19 protein-coding genes are annotated in these 21487 nt (G+C 33.3%); 12 read left to right on the top strand and 7 right to left on the bottom strand.

Features of this window, described 5'->3' with window-relative positions; genetic code table 11:
- Positions 1–714 precede the first annotated feature (714 nt).
- From RYK20_RS07605 to RYK20_RS07590, 4 genes are read right to left on the bottom strand one after another with little or no spacing between them, the layout of a single operon-like run.
- Positions 715–1962: an aromatic amino acid transporter gene (locus RYK20_RS07605; protein WP_314894975.1), complete on the bottom strand. Its 1248-nt coding sequence runs from the start codon at positions 1960–1962 to the stop codon at positions 715–717.
- Between the two features lie 36 nt (positions 1963–1998).
- On the bottom strand, positions 1999–3252 hold the full coding sequence (locus tag RYK20_RS07600) for an aromatic amino acid transporter (protein WP_314894974.1): 1254 nt from the start codon (positions 3250–3252) through the stop codon (positions 1999–2001).
- A 46-nt stretch (positions 3253–3298) separates the two neighbouring features.
- Positions 3299–4540, bottom strand: coding sequence for an aromatic amino acid transporter (locus RYK20_RS07595; protein ID WP_314894973.1), 1242 nt, complete (start codon positions 4538–4540; stop codon positions 3299–3301).
- A gap of 13 nt (positions 4541–4553) precedes the next feature.
- Positions 4554–5264 (bottom strand): hypothetical protein, encoded by a 711-nt coding sequence (locus RYK20_RS07590; protein ID WP_314894972.1) that lies wholly within the window; start codon positions 5262–5264, stop codon positions 4554–4556.
- Positions 5265–5346: 82 nt separating this feature from the next.
- Here RYK20_RS07590 and RYK20_RS07585 point away from each other — a divergent pair, with 82 nt between their 5' ends.
- From RYK20_RS07585 to raiA, 9 genes are all read left to right on the top strand, one after another.
- The gene (locus tag RYK20_RS07585; RefSeq protein WP_311455611.1) at positions 5347–5841 is read left to right on the top strand and encodes an LptE family protein; all 495 of its coding nucleotides are present in this window, start codon (positions 5347–5349) and stop codon (positions 5839–5841) included.
- A gap of 3 nt (positions 5842–5844) precedes the next feature.
- Positions 5845–6702 (top strand): hypothetical protein, encoded by an 858-nt coding sequence (locus RYK20_RS07580; RefSeq protein ID WP_311455613.1) that lies wholly within the window; start codon positions 5845–5847, stop codon positions 6700–6702.
- Positions 6703–6706: 4 nt separating this feature from the next.
- Positions 6707–7048 carry a preprotein translocase subunit SecG gene (secG, locus tag RYK20_RS07575; RefSeq protein WP_311455615.1) on the top strand — a complete coding sequence of 114 codons (342 nt, stop codon included), beginning with the start codon at positions 6707–6709 and terminating at the stop codon, positions 7046–7048.
- Between the two features lie 316 nt (positions 7049–7364).
- The gene (locus RYK20_RS07570) at positions 7365–8231 is read left to right on the top strand and encodes a sugar-binding protein (RefSeq protein WP_314894971.1); all 867 of its coding nucleotides are present in this window, start codon (positions 7365–7367) and stop codon (positions 8229–8231) included.
- A gap of 86 nt (positions 8232–8317) precedes the next feature.
- The gene (mazG, locus tag RYK20_RS07565) at positions 8318–9100 is read left to right on the top strand and encodes a nucleoside triphosphate pyrophosphohydrolase (protein WP_314894985.1); all 783 of its coding nucleotides are present in this window, start codon (positions 8318–8320) and stop codon (positions 9098–9100) included.
- Positions 9101–9324: 224 nt separating this feature from the next.
- Positions 9325–10980, top strand: a complete 1656-nt coding sequence (locus RYK20_RS07560; protein WP_314603726.1) for a ribonucleoside-diphosphate reductase subunit alpha — start codon at positions 9325–9327, stop codon at positions 10978–10980.
- A gap of 17 nt (positions 10981–10997) precedes the next feature.
- Positions 10998–11459 (top strand): copper resistance protein CopD, encoded by a 462-nt coding sequence (locus tag RYK20_RS07555; RefSeq protein ID WP_314603725.1) that lies wholly within the window; start codon positions 10998–11000, stop codon positions 11457–11459.
- A gap of 14 nt (positions 11460–11473) precedes the next feature.
- The gene (locus tag RYK20_RS07550; RefSeq protein WP_314803282.1) at positions 11474–12349 is read left to right on the top strand and encodes a tyrosine-type recombinase/integrase; all 876 of its coding nucleotides are present in this window, start codon (positions 11474–11476) and stop codon (positions 12347–12349) included.
- 26 nt (positions 12350–12375) lie between these two features.
- On the top strand, positions 12376–12666 hold the full coding sequence (raiA, locus tag RYK20_RS07545) for a ribosome-associated translation inhibitor RaiA (RefSeq protein WP_297979164.1): 291 nt from the start codon (positions 12376–12378) through the stop codon (positions 12664–12666).
- Positions 12667–12716: 50 nt separating this feature from the next.
- Here raiA and RYK20_RS07540 read toward each other — a convergent pair whose 3' ends face one another.
- From RYK20_RS07540 to RYK20_RS07530, 3 genes are all read right to left on the bottom strand, one after another.
- Complete coding sequence (locus RYK20_RS07540; protein ID WP_314894970.1) at positions 12717–13670, bottom strand: D-2-hydroxyacid dehydrogenase; 954 nt, start codon at positions 13668–13670, stop codon at positions 12717–12719.
- A gap of 6 nt (positions 13671–13676) precedes the next feature.
- A complete protein-coding gene (gene serC / locus RYK20_RS07535; protein WP_314894969.1) occupies positions 13677–14741 on the bottom strand; it encodes a 3-phosphoserine/phosphohydroxythreonine transaminase in 1065 nt (354 codons plus the stop codon).
- A gap of 104 nt (positions 14742–14845) precedes the next feature.
- The gene (locus RYK20_RS07530) at positions 14846–15886 is read right to left on the bottom strand and encodes an acyl-CoA reductase (RefSeq protein WP_314894968.1); all 1041 of its coding nucleotides are present in this window, start codon (positions 15884–15886) and stop codon (positions 14846–14848) included.
- A 204-nt stretch (positions 15887–16090) separates the two neighbouring features.
- Between RYK20_RS07530 and gltX the strand changes: the two genes are divergently transcribed.
- From gltX to RYK20_RS07515, 3 genes are read left to right on the top strand one after another with little or no spacing between them, the layout of a single operon-like run.
- Complete coding sequence (gene gltX / locus RYK20_RS07525) at positions 16091–17614, top strand: glutamate--tRNA ligase (protein ID WP_314894967.1); 1524 nt, start codon at positions 16091–16093, stop codon at positions 17612–17614.
- 6 nt (positions 17615–17620) lie between these two features.
- Positions 17621–18187, top strand: coding sequence for an aminoacyl-tRNA hydrolase (pth, locus tag RYK20_RS07520; RefSeq protein ID WP_311455628.1), 567 nt, complete (start codon positions 17621–17623; stop codon positions 18185–18187).
- Positions 18188–18192: 5 nt separating this feature from the next.
- Positions 18193–21396, top strand: coding sequence for a UvrD-helicase domain-containing protein (locus RYK20_RS07515; RefSeq protein WP_314894966.1), 3204 nt, complete (start codon positions 18193–18195; stop codon positions 21394–21396).
- The last annotated feature ends 91 nt before the right edge of the window (positions 21397–21487 follow it).

Below are 21487 nucleotides of genomic sequence, written 5' to 3'. Positions count from 1 at the left end.
TTTAATAAAAAGTTAGTGTTTAGAATTATATTTTATGATTTGTATATTTTTTTAGAATAAAAAAGGAGGAGACTATATAAACAGAAATGATATCAGTATCCAAAAATCTGCTGAGAAATAATTTTATCATTTCCTCTCTGTATGAGAATAATTCATCCCAAAAATGGTATTCAAAATGTTCATCTCTTCCTATGTAAAATTCTATACATTGGTATATTACAAATGATATAGCGGATAAAAGATGAAAACAAATATAAAATACCGTATAGAACTTATAGGTATCTCTTTTTTTCTTTTCACATAGTAAAATCAAAGCAAAGAATACAACAAAAGAGATAATATCTACTCTCTCTAATCGTATCATCTCTTTAAAATTATCCATATTTATAGTATAAAATATAGGTATATAGAAAATGAATTTACCAATAAGGACAACTAAAATACTATAAAGAAAATATTTTGTAAGTTTTGAAATTATGTTATTCATATTTATAAATTTTTATATGTTATCGTATTTATTTTTATTTGAAATCATTGTCATAAAGTTATGATGACGTGATAAAAAATATTTTAATAGTTTCTGATAGTAAGATTTGTTATATTCGAAAACTTCAATACGTCTGATAATAAAATGTATTGAAAAATATTTTGTAACCTATTTCTTGCTATTGGAAAATGATTTTATTAGTTGTGTGATTTGATTTATAATTTACATTATTCTCCTTTGAAAGTAGGAATCCAATTTAGCTGAGAAGCTATATAGCAAAATATATTAAGCAAACCAAAAAGTATTACTACATAAATCATCCACTTCCCGCCAAATACTTTATAATTACTATTGGGGAATTTCTTTCTGCTGGCACATGCTAAAAGTGCGGGTATGATAATCATCCAAAAACTTACGGCGAGCCCAGCGTAAGCAATTGCGGTAACAAATCCATAAGGGTAAAAAAGACTCAATAATAAAGGAGGCAAGAAAGTAACTAAGGTAGTTTTTATTCTTCCTCCTAAGTGGTTTCCCCATTTGAACAAATCGGATATATAATCAAAAAGCCCTAAGGTTACTCCTAAGAAAGAACTGGCTATGGCCATATAAGCAAAGAAGCCAAGGACTACGCCTATGGATAAAACAGGGATATATCGGTTTAAAGCGCTTAGTAAAGTGGCTACATCGCCACCTTTGGCTATGATGGGAGCAAATTCTCCTCTGGGAAGGTTTCCTTGTACCGCCATCTGCCAAGATATATAGATAATAAGTGCTAAAAGAGACCCGATAAGTATCGAATAGATTACTTTTTTACTTTTCTTATCATAATAATTGACCAAAGTAGGTACACAAATATGATATCCAAAGGATACTAAGCAGGTAGGAATGGCTGAAAGTAGATAAGGAAGGTAGGAAGTCTCCGTATGTGCTACCGTATTGAGTAATATCTCGCTCTTGGCAGAACTTAGCAATCCTGTTGTCGATAAGAAAAAGGCAATCACCATACCAGAAATAAGAATTGTGCTCATCCTGTCCACTGCCTTAGTAGAAATACTTACAAAAAGGGCTAATACAAAGCAGAAAAGAAGAGCGGAAAAAGTATGATTGATAGGGAGTTCTGGAACAAACCGATTGAGCAAACTCTTGGTGATGCTCCCTCCTGAGGTAATATAAGCATACGTAAGGATATAAAGGGTGAAGGCCACCGAAATTCCGTTGAATATATTCCATCCTTTTCCTAATAGTTGGGTTGTGATCGTGTCAAAATTAGCACCTTTCTCAAAGTGAAGATTGGCTTCTAAAAGCATTAATGCCGATAGGGTGGTGATGCCCCAAATGATAAGGAATAAAATCACCGAACCGAGAAACCATATACCCGACATAGCTGTCGGATTGGCGAGCATACCTGCACCAATAGCAGTTCCAGCGATGATCATTGACCCGCCTAAGAGTGAAGGGAGTTTTTTTTGTTTCATTTTTTGTTTATTTATGGTTCTATTGCTCGCTATCTGTTACTTATTCCCTGTGAAAATGGGTATAATTCCTGTCTGTATGCCTATTTGTATTGCTATATTTAGGATACCGATAATTATTATAAAATAAATAAGTGGTGTTCCTCCGAAAGTACGATAGGTGGTTGCCTCAGGGAATTTCTTTCTGCTGGAGCGCACCATCAGTGCTGAAATCATTATTGAGGAGAAGCTCACAGCAACTCCAGCATAAGCGATGGCGGTAACAAATCCATAAGGATAAAAAAGACTCATCATCAGGGGAGGGAGAAAGGTAACCAGGGCAGTTTTTATTCTGCCCCATAAGGAGTTGCCCCACTGAAGCAAATCTGTAATGTAATCAAAGAGCCCCAAGGTTACTCCCAAGAAAGAACTGGCGATAGCCATATAGGCAAAAAAGTCAAGCACTACACCAATGGTTTGTGTTGGGATATAGGTACTTAAAGCAGCCAGAAGGGCAGCTACATCCCCTCCCTTGGCAATGACAGGTGCAAATTGTTCTCGAGGAAGGTTTCCCTGTACAGCCATTTGCCATAATATGTATATGAGAAAGGCAATTCCAGTACCTATGAGGATCGATTGTATAACTAATCGGCTTTTCTTGTTATAGTAACTCACCAAGCTGGGTAAGCATACATGATATCCAAAAGATACCAAACACATTGGCAAGGCAGAAAGCAGATAAAGAATATAGGAAGACTCCTTTTGCACGGTAGTATCGAGCAGTACAGAGGATCTCACCGAACTTAGTAAGCTTGTTGTTGAAAGGAAGAAGGCAATAATCATACCTGCGATAAGAATCGTGCTCAATCGGCTTACGGCTTTGGTAGATATACTGACAAATAAAGCTAACGCAAAGCAAAATAGTAGAGAACTTTCCCTGTGGGAAATTCCCAGTTCTGGTACAATCCGATGTAAGAGATTTTCAGTGATTCCGCCTCCAGAGGTAATATACGCATACGTGAGTATATAAAGGGTGAAAGCCACAGCAAGTCCCTTGGCTATATTCCAGCCTTTTCCTAAGAGTTGGGTAACCATTGTGTTAAGATTAGCCCCTTTAGGAAAATGCAGATTGGCTTCCATAAGCATCAGTCCTGCCACTACGGTGTAGAACCATGTAAAGAGGAACATCACGAGAGAACCTACAAACCATATCCCTGACATAGATGTAGGGTTGGCGAGCATTCCTGCGCCGATAGCGGTTCCTGCGATGATCATTGACCCGCCTAAGAGAGAGGGAAGTTTTTTTGAGGTCATTTTTTGTTGCCTAATTATACATTATCTGTTACTTGTTATCCATTACCTATTTAAAGGTCGGGATAATCCCCATTTGTATTCCTATTTGAGCTATTATATTGATAAGTCCAAAGAAAATAATAAAGTAAATCATTCCTTTTCCTCCATACACTTTATAAGAAGACTCAGGAAACTTTTTACGGCTGGCCTTCACCAATAGAGCGGGAACTATCGCTGCCCAAAGAGTAGCTGCCAATCCTGCATAACCAATGGCGATGACAAAGCCATAAGGAAACTGTAAACTCAGTAGTAGAGGAGGGAGAAAGGTCAGTAAGGCTGTCTTAGCCCTTCCCCAAGGGGTATCGGGTTGCTTGAGCAAATCTGCTATATAATCAAAGAGTCCTAAGGTTACACCTAAAAAAGAACTAGCTATAGCCATATAAGCGAAGAAGTTCAAAGCGATACCTATATATTTGACAGGGATATAAGCACTTAATGCTTCCAAAAGAGCAGCTACATCTCCGCCCTTGGCAATTACAGGAGCGAATTTGTCTCTTGGAAGATTTCCTTGTACAGCCATTTGCCATAATATATAGATAAAAAGTGCTAAAAGCGTTCCGATAAATATAGATTGCATTACACGACGACCCTCTCGGTTATAGTATTTGACCAAACTGGGGACATTTCCGTGAAAACCAAAGGAGACCAAGCATACAGGAAGTGCTGTAAGCAAATAAGGTAGGTGAGCAGGCGTATTTTCGTTTTGATTGTCCAATAATGTATTGATATTCACTGAAGAAAGTAATCCAGTTGTCGATAAAAAGAAGGCAATCACCATTCCTCCGATAAGAATTGTGCTTATCCTGTCCACAGCCTTGGTAGAAAGCCATACAAAAAGGCCTAATACTAAGCAAAAAAGTAAAGACCCAGTGCTTCTAGAGATTTGTATTTCTCCTTGTAGGCTATTAATGGCATTTTCAGTAATACTTCCTCCTGAGGTAATATAAGCATATGTCAGGATATAGAGCACAAAAGCTACAGAAAGTCCGTTGAGAATATTCCATCGTTTTCCAAGTAAGTCTGTTACGATTGTATCAAAACTTGCTCCAGTAGGATAGTGAAGATTGGCTTCCAAGAGCATAAGTCCGGAAGTAGTCATACAGAACCAAGTGTAAAAAAGAATAATTATCGAACCTACAAACCATATCCCTGCAGTAGAGGTAGGATTGGCAAGCATTCCAGCCCCAATGGCCGTTCCGGCAATAATCATAGCTCCTCCCAGTAGGGAGGGAATTTTTTTTTGTGTCATTTTTTAGTTTGATTTACAATAACATATATAATAAAAATCCCTGTAAAAGAGCATTGATGAGCATTGTCCAAGGTATCCAATATCCACGGCGTTCTTCCTCTACACTCTCCTGCATATAGCGTTGTACTTTTTCATATAGAACATCACTTTGCTTTTGATGAGAATTTAGAGTAGGAGTAGCGAGTATATCTGCCACAAAACCAACCATAGGAGTGAAGGATAATAGAAAGAGGAGAGGTTTTTGGAAAGCTTTGGGGATTTTCGGAAGAAAACGAAGAAAAATAGTATTTATTTGTTTTTTACTGACAATTTTTCCAGTTGTGTTTTCTGTTTTTTCAAAAATACTTTCAAAGATCTTGTGAATTTGGGGTTGAAATTGATTGAAAAGATAAGAAGCGCATTCTATTTTGAGCAAATCAAATACTTTCTTAATAGCAATAAATACAAATAAAACACCAATTCCTACAATAAGAAGCAGAAAAAGTGTTTTTATAGGTGCAAAAGTAGTTCTGAAAAACAGGTAAACTCCTACAAAAAATAAAATTAAATTCAATATTACGAAAAAAAGAATATTTTTTATAGATTTTATACCAGATATAACCCCTAATAAACTCATTTCTTTGAATATTTTCAAAGGATTGGAGGAATGTTGCAAACGTTTAAGCTCAGGAGAAAGTTCTAAAGAAAACTCGGTGTTTTGGTCGTTTTTGTCATAAGTTGTCATAATTAAGATATTTTTTCGATGCAAAGATATAAAAAATTTTTTTTATTTGAAATTTAGTTGTACTTTTGCGGAAAATTTTCTTTTGAAAAGAATTGTTTTATTTTTTTGTATTTTCTGTTGTTTTTCTTCTTGTGGAATTTATAATTTTACAGGAGGAAGTACAGGTAATGCCAAGACTTTTCAAGTTAATTTTTTCCAGAATAGAGCCCCATTGATTGAGCCAGGGATGGATAGAGACTTCACTTTCTATCTGCAGGACTTGATTAATAACCAAACAAATCTATCTCTTACTACAACCAATGGAGATTTGGTATATGAAGGAGAAATAGTTAATTTTACAATAGCTCCTATGGCAGCAAATGCGGAGCAAAGAGCAGCTCAAAATAGACTAACTGTAACAATTAATGTACGTTTTACAAATATAAAGGAATCTGATAAGGATTTTGAGAAATCATTCTCTCATTATTATGATTTTCCTGCAAATATGCAATTAAGTGCGGTGAAAGCAACAGCTTTTGAGGCTATATTTGAAAGAATAGGACAAGATATATTTAATGCTTCTTTAGCAAATTGGTAAGAGATGAAGCCTATAGAATTATCACTTATTCTGAAGTATCCCAATCAGATTACGCTCTCACAAGTGTATGAGTTGGAGAATATTATAAATGAATATCCTTATTTTCAAGCAGTTAGAGCTGTGTATTTGAAAATATTGTATGCGCAAGAGAGTTATAGATATAATAAAGAGCTAAAAGTAACAGCAGCTCACATAGGTAATAGAACCTTATTATTTGATTTTATTACCTCGCAATCTTTTAAGGAGAAGAAGGATTTTTTAAAAAATGAAGATTTGCCTAAAGCATATGCAGATGAAGTAATCCCTTCTGAATTTACTACTTATGTGGGTGAAGATGTTTTTGAAAAAAAGGAATTTTATCCTGTAGAAACAGCAGGACAAAAAAAGTTATCTGTAGAGCAACTCAAAGAAGAGCAAACACTACATAAAGGAAAACCTATTGATTTTGAGAAATCAGATCAGCTTTCTTTTGCAAAATGGTTAGAAATTACTAGATTTAAGCCTATTGATAGGAGAACAGCCAATATTACAACTAATGATTTACCTTTTGTAGAAAAAAATATATTTGAAGAAGGAGATGTAAGAGCCAAGAAGTTTGATTTAATTGATAAATTCTTAGAAAGCAATCCTAAGATTGAGGTTAAAAAAGATTATGAATCAGATCCAATAAATATAGCAGAGAAAAAAGATATTGGACGACAGTTTATGACAGAAACCTTGGCTAGAGTTTATCTAGAACAAGAAAAATATACAGAGGCTATTCAAGCCTATCAGATATTAATGCTAAAAAATCCAGCAAAGAGTGTTTTTTTTGCAGAACAAATAGCAATGATTAGAAAATTACAACAAAATAAATTATAAAATTATGCTAACATTCAACATCGTTTTGTGGGTTATCCTATTTATGTGCTTTTTATTAGTACTTGTCATTATGGTACAACAGCCAAAAAGTGGAGGTCTTTCATCTTCTTTTGGGGGAAATGCACAAGTAGTTGGGGGAGTTAAAAAAACAGGTGATTTCCTAAACAATAGTACTTGGACATTAGGAACAGGTCTTATTGCACTTTCTCTTATTGCTAATTTGATCCTTAGTGGAAATCATCAGGGACAAGGGACAAGTGCTTTAGATGGCTATAAAGCACCTAAAACTACTACCCAACCTGTTCAAGTCCCTTCTACTGAGCAACAAAATAATTCACAGAAATAAAATAATTAATATAATGTCAAAAAACATAAAAAAAGGTTTAATATTTATTTTTTGAGGTTATGTAGATAAGTTTTATTATTTTATAAATAGATAATACTCCTCATTTATATATAATTTATATTGAAAATTAAGGTTTTTAGATATTATATATTTATAAAATTGGTTATTTCTCTGAATGAATTATAACTATTTTATATTTAAATAAATCTTAATGAGATGAATATTAAAAATATGTATAACTATTATTAAATAAGTTATTAGAGAATTAAAATTTTTATGTATTTTTGCACCAAAATAAAAACATATTAGAAAGACAATGAAAATAAAAATACCTCTATTATTCATTATCGTAGGATTACAAAGTACTTTTGCTCAAGTAGGCTCTCAAAGAGAAAATAAGAGTCATCTTACTGATATGCAACTTCTAGGAAAAGTAAAAACTTTTAAAATTACTCCCTACAAATTAGTAGATTATTTTGGAAAGGTAACTAAAGGAGAGAAACAGGATTTTTGGAGAGGAGATGCAGTTATTGTATTTGATGAGCAAGGATTCAAAAAGGAAAATAATACCTATAATAAATTGGGACAACTCAATCAAAAGGTTATTTACAAATATGATGATAAAGGAAAACGTACCTCACGAGATCTTTATAACTCTTATGGTAAGTTACAGATGAAGTTCCTTTATGTATATGATAATAAAGGTTTTAAAACAGCTTATAATAGTTATAGCCCTACAGGAGAATTAAATGATTCTTATCTGTATAAAAATGATATCAAAGGTCGTATGATTGAGGAAATTTGGATTAAAAAGGATAAATCCTTTGGTTCAAAATATACTTATGAATATGATAAGTTAGGTAAATTATCAAAGATGTGCCAATATACTAATTCTGAAAATCAGGTAGATAACTGTACTACTTATAAATATGATAAGTTAGGACGAATCTCAGAAATGGAAATTTTTGGTAGTAATAATGCTCCTACTAGAAGAACTGTCATTACTTATGATGATAAAGGAAATGAAAAGGAAATAAAATATTATGATGGTAATGGAACTTTTCTAGAGGAAAGAAATTATGAATATAAATTTGATGATAAAGGAAACTGGGTGGAACGCATAGAGTATATAAATCAGTTTCCAAAAGGATTCTTAGAAAGAGAGATTACTTATTATCCATAATAGATTACTTTGATTAATAAATATTGTTAAGTTCAAAAGGTTATTCTTCAAGAATAACCTTTTATTGGTTTAAATAAATAAAGAATATTTTGGAAAAAAGAGAAAAACAAATGCAAGCTTTTGCTCGGCTATTGGATATAATGGACGAACTTCGTGAGAAATGTCCTTGGGATAAAAAGCAGACAATGCAGACACTTCGCCCACTGACAATAGAAGAAATTTATGAACTGACTGATGCCATTCTTAAGAATGATTATAACGAAGTTAAGAAAGAATTGGGCGATGTATTATTACATATTATTTTCTATGCTAAGATTGCTAGTGAATCTAATTTTTTTGATATAGAAGAGGTAATTAATACAATCTGTGATAAACTTATAGAAAGACATCCTCATATCTATGGAAATGTTAGTGTGAGAGATGAAGAAGAAGTCAAATATAATTGGGAGAAGATTAAGCTCAATACAGGAAGTAAAGGGGTACTTGCTGGGGTTCCTCAAAGCTTACCCTCTTTGGTAAAAGCCTATAGAATCCAAGAAAAAGTAGCAGGAATAGGTTTTGATTGGAAGGAAGTCAGAGATGTACGAGATAAGATTCAGGAAGAATTTGATGAACTTGAACAAGAGCTCGAAAATAATAATGGCCTAAAAGCTGAAAAAGAGATGGGAGATGTATTTTTTAGCCTAATTAATTATGCTCGTTTTCTAAAGATAAATCCTGATAATGCTCTTTCAATTGCCAATGAAAAATTCATTAATAGATTTAGTTATATAGAGAATAAGGCGAAAGAAATGGACAAAACGATTGTAGAACTCTCTTCGGATCAAATGAATATTTTATGGGATGAGGCGAAAAAATATTTTCCTTAGAGAACTTTGTTAATATTAAGAATTATATTTATCTGATTACTTCTTATTTATGGAAAATACACTGTTAAATCTTTTCTCTTAGTGGGGATACTTTAAAGTTTATTTTATATCTTTGCGCACCCAATACGAACTATTTATCTTTCAATAAAAAATGTTTTTTGGGAATACATATAATTGATAATGAGTGTAATATATAATAAAATTAACTAAAGCAAAGATAGAAAATGAATCAAGAAAATCAGATTTGGTGGCTTAATGAGGAATCAGAACAAATACTCAATAGAGGATATTTATTAAAAGGAGAAAGTGTAGAAGGAGCAATTGATCGTATTACAAATGCTGCTGCAAAACGACTATATAAGCCTGAATTACAGCCTGCTTTTAAAGAAATGATTACCAAAGGATGGATTAGTTTCTCATCACCTATTTGGGCAAATATGGGAACTGAAAGAGGGCTTCCTATTTCTTGTTTTAATGTACATATTCCAGATAGTATAGAGGGGATAACTCATAAGTTGGGAGAGGTAATTATGCAAACAAAGATAGGAGGGGGAACCTCAGGCTATTTTGGTGAACTTAGGCATAGAGGATCAGCTGTAACAGATAACGGAAAGTCTAGTGGTGCGGTTAGCTTTATGAAACTTTTTGATTCAGCTATGGATGTGGTCTCTCAAGGAGGAGTCAGAAGAGGAGCTTTTGCAGCTTATTTGGATATTGATCATCCAGATGCAGAGGAGTTTTTACAAATAAAAGATACGGGCTATCATATTCAAAATCTTTTCTTTGGAGTATGTGTTCCAGATTATTGGATGCAAGAAATGATAGATGGAGATCCAGACAAACGCAAGCTTTGGGCAAGAGTTCTGGAGTCACGTCAGCAGAAAGGACTTCCTTATATATTTTTTACAGATAATGTAAATCGTAAGCGACCACAAGTATATAAGGATAAAAATATGTTTATCCATTCAAGTAATTTGTGTAGCGAAATTATGCTTCCTTCAAATGCTGAAGAATCGTTTATTTGTTGTCTTTCTTCAATGAATTTGGAGCTTTTTGATGAATGGAAAGATACCAAAGCAGTGAAGCTGGCTATCTTTTTCTTAGATGCAGTATTATCAGAATTTATAGAGAAGACAAAAGATAATTATTATCTACAATCAGCAAGAAATTTTGCGATTCGTCATAGAGCTGTTGGGTTAGGTGTCTTGGGATATCATTCATATTTACAAAAAAATATGATTCCTTTTGAGAGTTTTGAGGCAACTCAGTTCAATGCTCGTGCATTCAAGCATATTCAAGAAGAGGCTGAAAAAGCAACTCAAGAACTAGCTCATATTTATGGAGAACCAGAATTACTCAAGGGATATGGACGTAGAAATTCTACAACAATGGCAATCGCTCCTACCACTTCTAGTTCTGCTATTTTAGGGCAAGTTTCTCCTGGTATAGAGCCTTTTTCAAGTAATTATTATAAAGTGGGACTTTCAAAAGGAAACTTTATGAGGAAGAATAAGTATCTTACTCAACTTTTAGATGAAAAAGGGCTAAATAATGAAGATATATGGCGTAGCATTCGTCTTTCAGATGGTTCTGTACAACATCTTTCAGAACTTTCTGCTCACGAGAAGAGTGTTTTTAAAACATTTAAGGAAATTTCCCCAATGGAGATTGTAACACAAGCTGCACAACGTCAGCAATATATAGACCAATCTCAAAGTTTGAACCTAAATATACCTCCTACAATGCCAGTAAGAGATGTAAATAAGGTGCTTATAGAAGCTTGGAAACTGGGAGTGAAGAGCCTTTATTATCAGAGAAGTCAATCTGTAGCTAAAGAAATGATTATGAATTTTGTCAATTGTAGTAGTTGCGAATCTTAAATATAAATTAAAATCCTATGGATAAGCATCATTTATTGTTAATTATACACCTAATATCAGCAACAGTGTGGGTAGGAGGTCATCTGGTGTTACTTTTAGGATTTTTACCTAAAGCATTGAGGCATAAGAACTTCGATTTTATATCTCGTTTCGAGAAGACATATGAACCTATAGGAATGCCTGCACTGCTTCTTTTAGTAATAACAGGTATTATGATGGCTTATGATTTAAATGCTCCTTTTTCTTCGTGGTTTTCTTTCTCTACAGGTATAGAAACTGTAGTTTCATTGAAAATTATAGGGCTTTTGACTACTATATGCTTTGCTATTAGTGCTCAAACAAGGGTATTGCCTAAGCTTGCAAAAGGTAAGATACAAAAACTTCCAGAAATGGCTATACATATATTATGTGTAACCTTAATTGCTATGACCTTATTAATCTTGGGAAGTACCATTCGTAATGGAGGATTTCTCTTGTAAAGGTTATTTTTATTATGACTACTTTTGAAGATTACTTACGCTTGGAGAAAAATTACTCTCCTCACACAGTGACAGCTTATCTTGCAGATATAGAGGAATTTACTAATTTTTTAAAGGATAAAGATTCCTCTGTAGAACTCTCCAAAGTGAATTATCCACTAATACGTTCGTGGATAATTCACCTAGTGGAGAATAAGGTTTCCAATAGAACTATTAACAGAAAAATTGCTTCTCTAAAAGCCTATTACTCTTTTCTAATTCGTTCTTTAGTTATAACCCATTCTCCTTTTCTACAACATATTCCTCTAAAAACACAGAAAAAAGTATCTATTCCTTTTTCTGAAAAAGAGATAGATCAGGTTTTGTCTCTTCCTATGGAGGATTCAACCTATTCTCAACTCCGTAATAAAACGATAATAGAGCTTTTCTATGCAACAGGAATTCGTAGAGCAGAACTCATTGAGCTCAAAATCAGTGATATCGACTTTTCTCAGAAAACCATAAAAGTTCTTGGTAAGCGTAATAAAGAGCGTATTATTCCTTTAATAGATTCGGTATTAACAACTCTTAAAGAATATCTATTAGTTCGTAATGAATTAAAAACCAGTGAAAATTATCTTTTTCTTACAGATAATGAAAAAAAAGTATATCCAAAATTTGTATATAATCTAATAAATTCGTACTTTAGCAGTGTCACAACGAAGGAGAAAAAAAGCCCTCACGTGTTGCGTCATTCTTTTGCTACTCATCTTCTGGATAATGGTGCTGATATTAATGCAGTAAAGGAATTATTGGGGCATACAGGCTTAGCAGCTACCCAGATATACACACATAGTAGTATAGCTGAGCTCAAGAAGCAATACCAAAATGCACATCCACGAATGAAATAAAGTAACTAATTTTTAAATTTTTAATTATGAAAGTAAATTTTAATGCCGTTAATTTTACTGTAGATCAAAAATTGATAGATTTTATCCAAAAAAAAATGGATAAGCTGGATCTTTTTTATGACAAAGTAATTGATGCAGAAGTATATTTGAAGTTAGATAATACTAATGCAAAAGAGAATAAAATTGTAGAAGTAAAAGTGAATGTACCTGGAGATAGCTTTGTAGTGAAAAAGCAATTCAAAACTTTTGAAGAAGGTATAGACTCTTGTGTTAGTCCTATTGAAAGATATTTGAAGAAGTATAAAGAAACAAGATAAGAAAATTAAAAGAGCGATGCTTTCTCAAAAGAATTCATCGCTCTTAATTTTTAATTCTTGAAATAATCTATAATTAAGGAGGCAAGTTCCTCTCCTATACGGTCTTGAGCTTCTAGAGTAGCAGCCCCTATATGGGGTGAAAGAGATACGTTAGGATGCATCAGGATTTTAATAGATGGAGTAGGTTCGTTTTCATACACATCTAATCCAGCAAAAGCCACTTTTCCTTCATCTAGAGCATTTAGAAGAGCTTTTTCATCAACAACTCCTCCTCGAGCTAGGTTAATGATACCAGCTCCGTCTTTCATTAGGTTAAACTCTTTTTCCCCAATAATAGGTTCTTTCTGAGAAGGTACGTGTAGAGTGATAAAATCAGACGATTTTAGTAAATCTTCTTTGCTTACATTTGGAATGTCAAAGTCAAGAAAACGTCCATCAAAGAAAGAAAGAGTGATTGTTACTCCTTGGTGATGAGGATCATAAGTTATAACTTTCATACCTAATCCCAAAGCTATACGAGCGACACTCTTACCTATACGACCAATTCCTATAATTCCTAATGTCTTTCCTTGGAGTTCTTTTCCCTTGGCATATTTTTTCTTTAATTCCGAAAAAAGAGTATCTCCCTCCAGAGGCATATTTCTATTAGAATCATAAAGAAATCTTACGCCAGAAAATAAATGGGCGAATACCAACTCTGCAACTGAATCAGAGGAAGCATTGGGAGTATTAATTACTTTAATTCCTTTTTCTTGAGCATATTTGACATCAATATTATCCATTCCAACACCTCCACGCCCAATAAGTTTTAGGGAAGGGCAAGCATCAATAAGATCTTTTCGAGCTTGAGTAGCAGAACGAACAAGTAAAATCTTTATATCTTCTTTGTTAATAAAATCAATTAACTGATTCTGAGATATTTTTGTGGTGATAACATCATATCCTGCTTTGGTAAGTATCTCTATGGCATTCTGGCTAATACCATCGTTTGCTAATATTTTCATAAATAACTATGCTGTTTTTTCAAAATGTTTCATTACCTCAATAAGTACTTCTACGCTCTCAAGAGGCATTGCATTATAAATAGACGCTCTGTATCCTCCAATACTTCTGTGTCCTTTTATTCCACTGATATTAGCTTCATTACATAGGTTGTTGAATTGTTCAGAGAGAGAGTCATCAGTAAGATTAAAGACCACATTCATTCTAGATCTATCTTCGGGAGTTGCATATCCTTTGAAGAGACTGTTTCTATCAATTTCCTGATAAAGAGCAGAGGCTTTTTGAATATTTTTTTTCTCAATAGCTTTAATTCCTCCTTGTTCTTTGATCCACTCCATAGTTAGCAAAGAAGTATAAACTCCAAAAGTAGGAGGAGTATTAGCCATACTTTCATTTTTGATGTGTATCTGATAGTTCAAGTGTGTAGGTATTTTTCGTTCTACTTTTCCCAATATATCCTCACGAACAATTACTAATGTGGTTCCAGCACATCCAATATTCTTCTGAGCTCCTGCATAGATAAGGGCAAATTTCTCAAAAGGCATTTCTTTAGAGAAAATATCAGAACTCATATCAGCAATTAGGGGGATATTTGTTTCAGGATATTTGAAGTATTCTGTTCCGTAAATGGTATTATTTGTAGTGATATGCAGATAATCAGCATCTTTAGGAATATTGTATGTGGTAGGGATATTTCTGTAACCATTATCCTTAGAAGAGGCAATGACTTCAATATCTCCTACAAACTGAGCTTCTGTGAGAGCTTTATGAGCCCAAGTTCCAGTATCTATATAAGCTCCTTTATGCTTAAGAAGATTAAGAGCAGAAGCATAAAACTGTAGGCTAGCTCCTCCTTGTAAGAATAGAGCTTTGTATCCTTTATCTGTAAGCCCAGCAAGTTCTAGAGCTAAGGCTCTCGCACGTTCCATAATAGAGATAAATTCCTTACTACGATGTGAAATTTCTAATATAGAAAGTCCCATTCCATCTAAGTCAAGAACTGCCTGTGAGGCTTTTTCAAATACACTCTGAGGGAGGATAGAAGGACCTGCACTAAAATTATGTTTTTTCATTGTTTGTTGTATTTATAAAGAAAATAAATATAAAAAAGTTTTTTTCAATAGTTTTTTTCTATTAAAAGGAGACAAAATTAGTGTTTAAAAATAAGTTAGCCAAATTAATTAATATTATTTAAGAAAGCAATAGTATCTATTCCATCGGCATAATCCCTTAGAGAAGGAATCTGTGCCTGTCCAAAAGTTATAGAATTAGGAAAAGAACCATTACTTACAATGCACTGTATGAGCTCTTTATCTTCGGTAAGGCGCTCCTGTAGAGAGCTTATATTTGTGTATTTTTCATAGAAAAGAGTAGCGATAGGTGAAGCATAATGCTTATCTTCTTTTAATAGAAGAAATCCATTCTCTAGGAGTTGTTCTAGATTCATCAGATACACAGCCTTGTTATAATCATAGTTATTAATGTATTTCTGATGATTCATCACAGAATGAAAGGAATAAATAGCCTGAAAGAAATTTGTAAAATCATAATTTTCAGGAATAAATATTTTAGATACATTCCTGCAACCTAGCCCAAAATAAGTAAAAATATCCTTTCCTAAGAGCTCTAATTCTTCTTTTGTTTCTTCTCCTGTAAGAATTGCTACAGAATTACGGTTTTTTCGGATAATATGTGGTTTTTTACCAAAATAATATTCAAAATATCGAGCTGTATTATTGCTTCCAGTCGCTATTACAGCATCAAAATCCGTGAGTTTTTCCTCCGTAAAGATTATTTTATCTTCAAAAATAGGAGTTAAATTCTTTAATTCACTGATTAAAAAAGGTAATAATACCTTGTCATTAGAAGAAAGCTTTACAATAGCTATGTGTCCAATTAAGAGAGTACAAAGCAAGTCGTGGAATCCTACTAAGGGAATATTTCCAGCTAGAATTAAAGCTATTCGCTTTTGAGGAATATTTTCTATAGAGTAAGAAGAGAGCCATTGGCTTAGATTTTCTTTTTTTAATAATCTAGCCCAATGATGTAAGGTCATTAAGCAGTTTTCTCGGTCAAACCAAGCATTTTTTCTCTCAGCTTCTTCAAGAATAAGCTCTATTTTTTTGTATAAAGGAGCTTTTTCTTTGTACAAAAAATAATTTTCTAATTCTTTAGCTAAATCCGAAAAGGCTTCTATTCTTTGTGTGAGTAAATTCATTAATTTCATTTTTTGATGAGGCAAAAGTACGAATAAATAATGATTTATTATTGATTATTTGTATCAGCTTTTATAATAGATTTACTCTTTATTTGGTAATGATAATCTGAAAAAGAGGAATTATTTCAAATTACAAAATAACTAATTATCTTGTCAATTTCTCTAAAAATTACTACTTTTGCAATCTGATAAACAAATCATTTTATGAATAAGAAAGTACGAGTGCGCTTTGCACCCAGCCCAACAGGTCCTTTGCATATAGGAGGGCTTCGCACAGCTCTTTTTAATTATTTATTTGCTAAGAAACACGGAGGAGATTTTCTCTTGCGCATTGAGGATACAGATCAGGTTCGTTATGTAGAAGGAGCAGAGGCTTATATTATGGAGGCTCTTTCTTGGACCGGAATAACTTATGATGAAGGAGTAGGAAAGGGCGGAAATCACGCACCTTATCGCCAAAGTGAGCGTAAGAATATTTATTCCAAATATATTCAAGAATTATTGGAGCGAGGAGAAGCATATTACGCATTTGACAGTGCAGAAGAATTAGACGCTCAGCGAAAAGCTTATGAAGAAAGAGGTGAGACATTTATCTATAATTGGCATAATCGCCAAAATTTAACTAATGCATTCTCTTTGTCTTCTGATGAGGTTCAACAAAGATTACAAAGAGGAGATGCTTATGTGGTACGCTTTAAGATGCCACAAGAAACACTGATCTTACACGATCTGATTCGAGGAGAGGTAACGGTAGATACTAAGCTCCTAGATGATAAGGTGCTTTTCAAATCAGATGGAATGCCTACCTATCACTTAGCAAATATAGTAGATGATCACCTAATGGAGATTACTCACGTAATTCGCGGTGAAGAATGGCTTCCTTCTATGGCTCTTCACGTACTGATGTATAGGGCTTTCGGTTGGGAAGCTCCTGAGTTTGCTCACTTACCACTTATTCTTAAACCTGCAGGAATGGGAAATGGGAAGCTCAGTAAGCGCGATGGTGATAAAATGGGATTTCCTGTATTTCCATTGGAATGGGAAGATCCAATTACCAAGAATATTTCAAAGGGCTATCGAGAAGGAGGCTATTTACCTGAAGCCTTGGTGAATTTTTTGGCTTTACTGGGGTGGAACCCAGGATTGGATAGAGAGATTTTTTCAGTAGAAGAACTCATTGAACTTTTTGATTTGGAAAAAGTAAATAAAGCAGGAGCTCATTTTGATATAGAAAAAATCAAATGGTTTAATCATCAATATTTACAAAAGGTACCTTTGCCTACTCTTGTGGCAGATTTTTCTTCAGTACTTACACAAAAGGCTATAACTATTTCTCAGGATAAAGTTACACAGATAGTAGCTTTAGTACGAGAACGAGCAACATTTGTTACTGATTTATGGGAGCTTTCTCATTTCTTTTTTGAGGCTCCTAAAGAGTACGAGGCCAAAGCTCTAAAAAAGCAATGGAAAGAGCATTCTTCTTCTATTCTTAGCCAATTAATAGAAGTTATAAAGGGGCTCACAGAATTTACCCCTGTAATAATCGAAGAACATATAAAAGACTTTATTACAAAGAATAATCTAGGCTTAGGGCAAGTAATGCCTCTTATTCGATTGGCTTTGGTAGGAGAGATGAAAGGTCCTGATGTGTTTTCTATTATAGCTATTTTAGCAAAAGAAGAAACAATATATCGCTTACAGAACCTCTTACAATATCCTAAGGAATAATAATTTATGAAAAAATATCTTATCGTAGGCTTAGGTAACATAGGAGAGGAATATCGTTATACGCGTCATAATATAGGTTTTTTAGCAGTAGAACATTTGGCTCAACTCAGAGAAGTCTCTTTTGAGACAGTTCGCTTGGGTGATGTAGCTACTTTTTCTCATAAAGGAAGAACTTTTATTCTCCTAAAGCCTTCTACTTTTATGAATTTGAGTGGAAAGGCAATCAAATATTGGTTAGAAAAAGAAAAAATTCCTATAGAAAACCTTTTAGTAATTGCAGATGATCTAAATATTCCTTTTGGAAGTATTCGTATTAAGAAAAAAGGATCAGATGGAGGTCATAATGGCTTTAAGAATATCCAAGAGGAACTTTCTACAACAACTTATGCCCGCTTACGCTTCGGCATTAGTGCTAATTATGCAAAAGGAACTCAAATAGACTATGTATTAGGCAAGTGGAGTGAGGAAGAAGTAACATTGCTCCCTGAAAGATTGGAAAAAATCAGTGAAGCGATACTTTCTTTTGGGTTGGCTGGAGCTGATACGACGATGAATCTATACAATAATAAGTAAAACAGATGGAAAAGGTTAATTTTCAAATCTATAATGCATCAGCAGGAAGTGGGAAAACTTTTACTTTAGTAAAATCCTTTCTTAAGCTCATTCTAGCAACTAAGAATGTGGAGGCTTATAAGTCTTTATTAGCTATTACTTTCACCAATAAGGCTGTTAATGAGATGAAAGAAAGAGTTATTAATAAGTTGCTCCTATTTTCTACTCCTGATGATAAAGTAATAGAGGAAGAGAAGAAGCCTTCTAAAGACCCTATGTTTCAGCAACTTGCTACTGAAATAGGACTTACCTCAGAACAGATGCAAGAACGTTCTGAGAATGTATTAAGACATATTTTACATAACTATGCTGGATTCACTATCACTACGATTGATGGTTTCAATCAACGATTGATTCGTTCTTTTGCCTTTGATTTAAAGCTTAATCCTAATTTTGAGGTTTTCTTAGAAACAGATGATTTATTACGCCAAGCAATAGAGAATTTGTTTAAGAAAACAAATGAAAATGAATTACTTACTCAAATTTTATTAGAGTTTTCAAAGGATAAAATTGAAGAAGATAAGAGCTGGGATATAGAGGCTGAACTTTTAGATATTTCTAAGCTCCTTACCAATGAAAATCACTATTCTTATATACGAGAACTTCAGGGGAAAGAGCTTATTGATTTTGAAAATTTGAAAAATGATCTTAAAAATCAGTATAAAAACTTTTCTATTTCCCTACAAGAAGCTACCGATTTCTTCTTTTCTTTTACTCAAGAGAATCAACTTTCTTCAGAATATTTTATCAGAGGTTCTTTATATAATTTCTTTGAGAATATAATGAAAAATGGATTTTTTTCTATAGATAAAGATATTTTTACTAGGAAATGGTTTGTCGAAATAGCTGATAATCCGCTTTATTCCAAAGAAATAGGGAGAAAATTCCCTGAAAAAGCAATATTATTAGATGAGAACCAATATTGGATAGCCGAACTTGTAAAAAAAATAGAAAAAAATTATTGGAAAGGGCTGTTTTATAAGCATCTGATAAAAAATATTACTTTTTTAGCTGTATTAAAGAGCTTACAAGAAGAAATAGTCCTGATAAAAGAACAAGAAAATATTCTGCCTATTTCAGAGTTTAATAGCATTATTCATCAAACAATAATTGAGGAGCCTACTCTTTTTATCTATGAAAAAATAGGAACTCGTTATCAACACTATTTTATAGATGAATTTCAGGATACTTCTACATTACAATGGGAAAATATGTTACCCTTGATAGCCGATGCAGTTCACAGTGAAAATCTTAATAATCAGCAAGGTTCATTACTCTTAGTAGGAGATGCTAAGCAGTCCATCTACCGTTGGAGAGGAGGAAAAGCGGAGCAATTTATAGAATTATATGATAAGGACAAAGTTCCCTTTCATATAGAGCAACAAGTAGCTAATTTGGATTATAACTATCGTAGTAGGAGAGGAGTTATTTCTTTTAATAATGACTTATTTAGTTATATTGCTTCTCATCCTCAGCTTTTTAAAACTGAAAAGTATAAAAACCTATATTATAATGCTATACAAACAATTCCAGATAAGGAGATTCAGGGAGGGTTTGTAAGTATTGAGTTTCTAGATTCTAAAAAATCTTATCTGGAAGATGAAGAAAACACACTAGAGACGGCAGCAAATTTCTACATTGAAACTATAGAAAAATATATAATGGAAGCCCGTGACAAAGGGTATTCTGATAAGGATATATGTATCCTTACACGTAGAAACAAAGATGGTACAGAAATAGCTGAAAACTTAGCTGCTAAAGGTTATAATGTAATCTCTTCGGAAGCTCTTTTACTTAAAAATATTCCAGAAATAGAGTTTTTAATACATTTGATAGCCATTTCTTTATATCAAGATAATGAAAAAGCAAAATTGGATTTGCTATTTTCTTATGCAAAAGTAAAAAAGATTATAGAGATTCACGAATTTATAATTCAATATGCTCATAAACCTGTGGAAGTATTCCTATCTGCTATGGGATTTTCGTTATCTCATTTTCAATTATATTCTTTTTATGAAGGAGTTGGGTATGCAATCCGTGTATTTGGTTTAGCAAAATCGTCAGATGCTTATCTTTCTCAGTTCCTGAATATAATTTATGAATATAAGAGTGTAAAGAATGGAAATATAGCCGATTTTCTTACTTATTGGGAGGAGAGGAAAGACAAGCTGGCTGTCAGTGCCTCTGAAGGTATAGATGCCATTACAATTATGACCATCCATAAAAGCAAAGGACTGGAATTTCCTATTGTAATATATACACACGTAAATGATAAATTACGTTCTGCTAAGGATACATTATGGATAGAGGTACCTAGTGAAGAATATCACGGATTTAAGCATTTGCTAATTGATGATTATAGTGGACTTGAGAAAATGGAAGATCACACTCAAGTGGTTTCTCAGCAAACAGAAATGGAGTTATTAGACACTATCAATACAATGTATGTGGCTACGACTCGTCCGAAGGAAGCTCTTTTTATTATTAGTGAACTCCCTACAGAAAAGAAAAAAGATGAAGGAAAAATAACCAATCTTTCAGAGTTATTAAAAGGATATTTGGAAGATAAAAATATATGGGAGCAAGGGCAAGAGCGTTATATCTTTGGTGAGCTTCTTTCTATGGAAAAGGAAAAAACAAATCCTATTACCTATATTTTATTCAAGCAACGTTCAGAAGAAGTTCCCGCTTATACTATAGTAACCAAGGCTGGAACTATGTGGAATACAAAGAATGAAAAAGCAATAGAGAAGGGAAATCTATTACACGAAATATTGGGACAAGTACTTACAAAGGAAAATATTCCTCAGGTTTTGGAGCAATTCTTTATTGAAGGGAAGATTACTGAAGAACAAAAAAAGCCTTTTCTTTTACAACTGGAAGCTATTACCTCTCATCCAATGGTAAAAGACTACTATACAGATAGTTATATTATCTATAATGAACGCGAATGGATTGATGAAGCAGGAGAAATTCTTCGTCCTGATCGTGTTCTCTATCATACACAAACGAAAAAAGCTATAATCATAGATTATAAAACAGGAAGAGATTATCCCAAATATGAGAAACAACTAAGACAATATACTCAAGTAATTGAACAATCAGGTTGGAGTGTGGAAAAATCTTTCTTAGTGTTTGTAAATGAAGATATTAGTGTAAAATTAGTGTAAGAAAAATCCTTGATACTGTATCAAGGATTTTTTTTAAGAGCGGAAGACGAGGTTCGAACTCGCGACATTCAGCTTGGAAGGCTGACGCTCT

The sequence above is a fragment of the uncultured Capnocytophaga sp. genome, assembly GCF_963525585.1.
Classification (GTDB): Bacteria; Bacteroidota; Bacteroidia; order Flavobacteriales; family Flavobacteriaceae; genus Capnocytophaga.
This window is presented reverse-complemented; position numbering and strand designations above follow the sequence as displayed.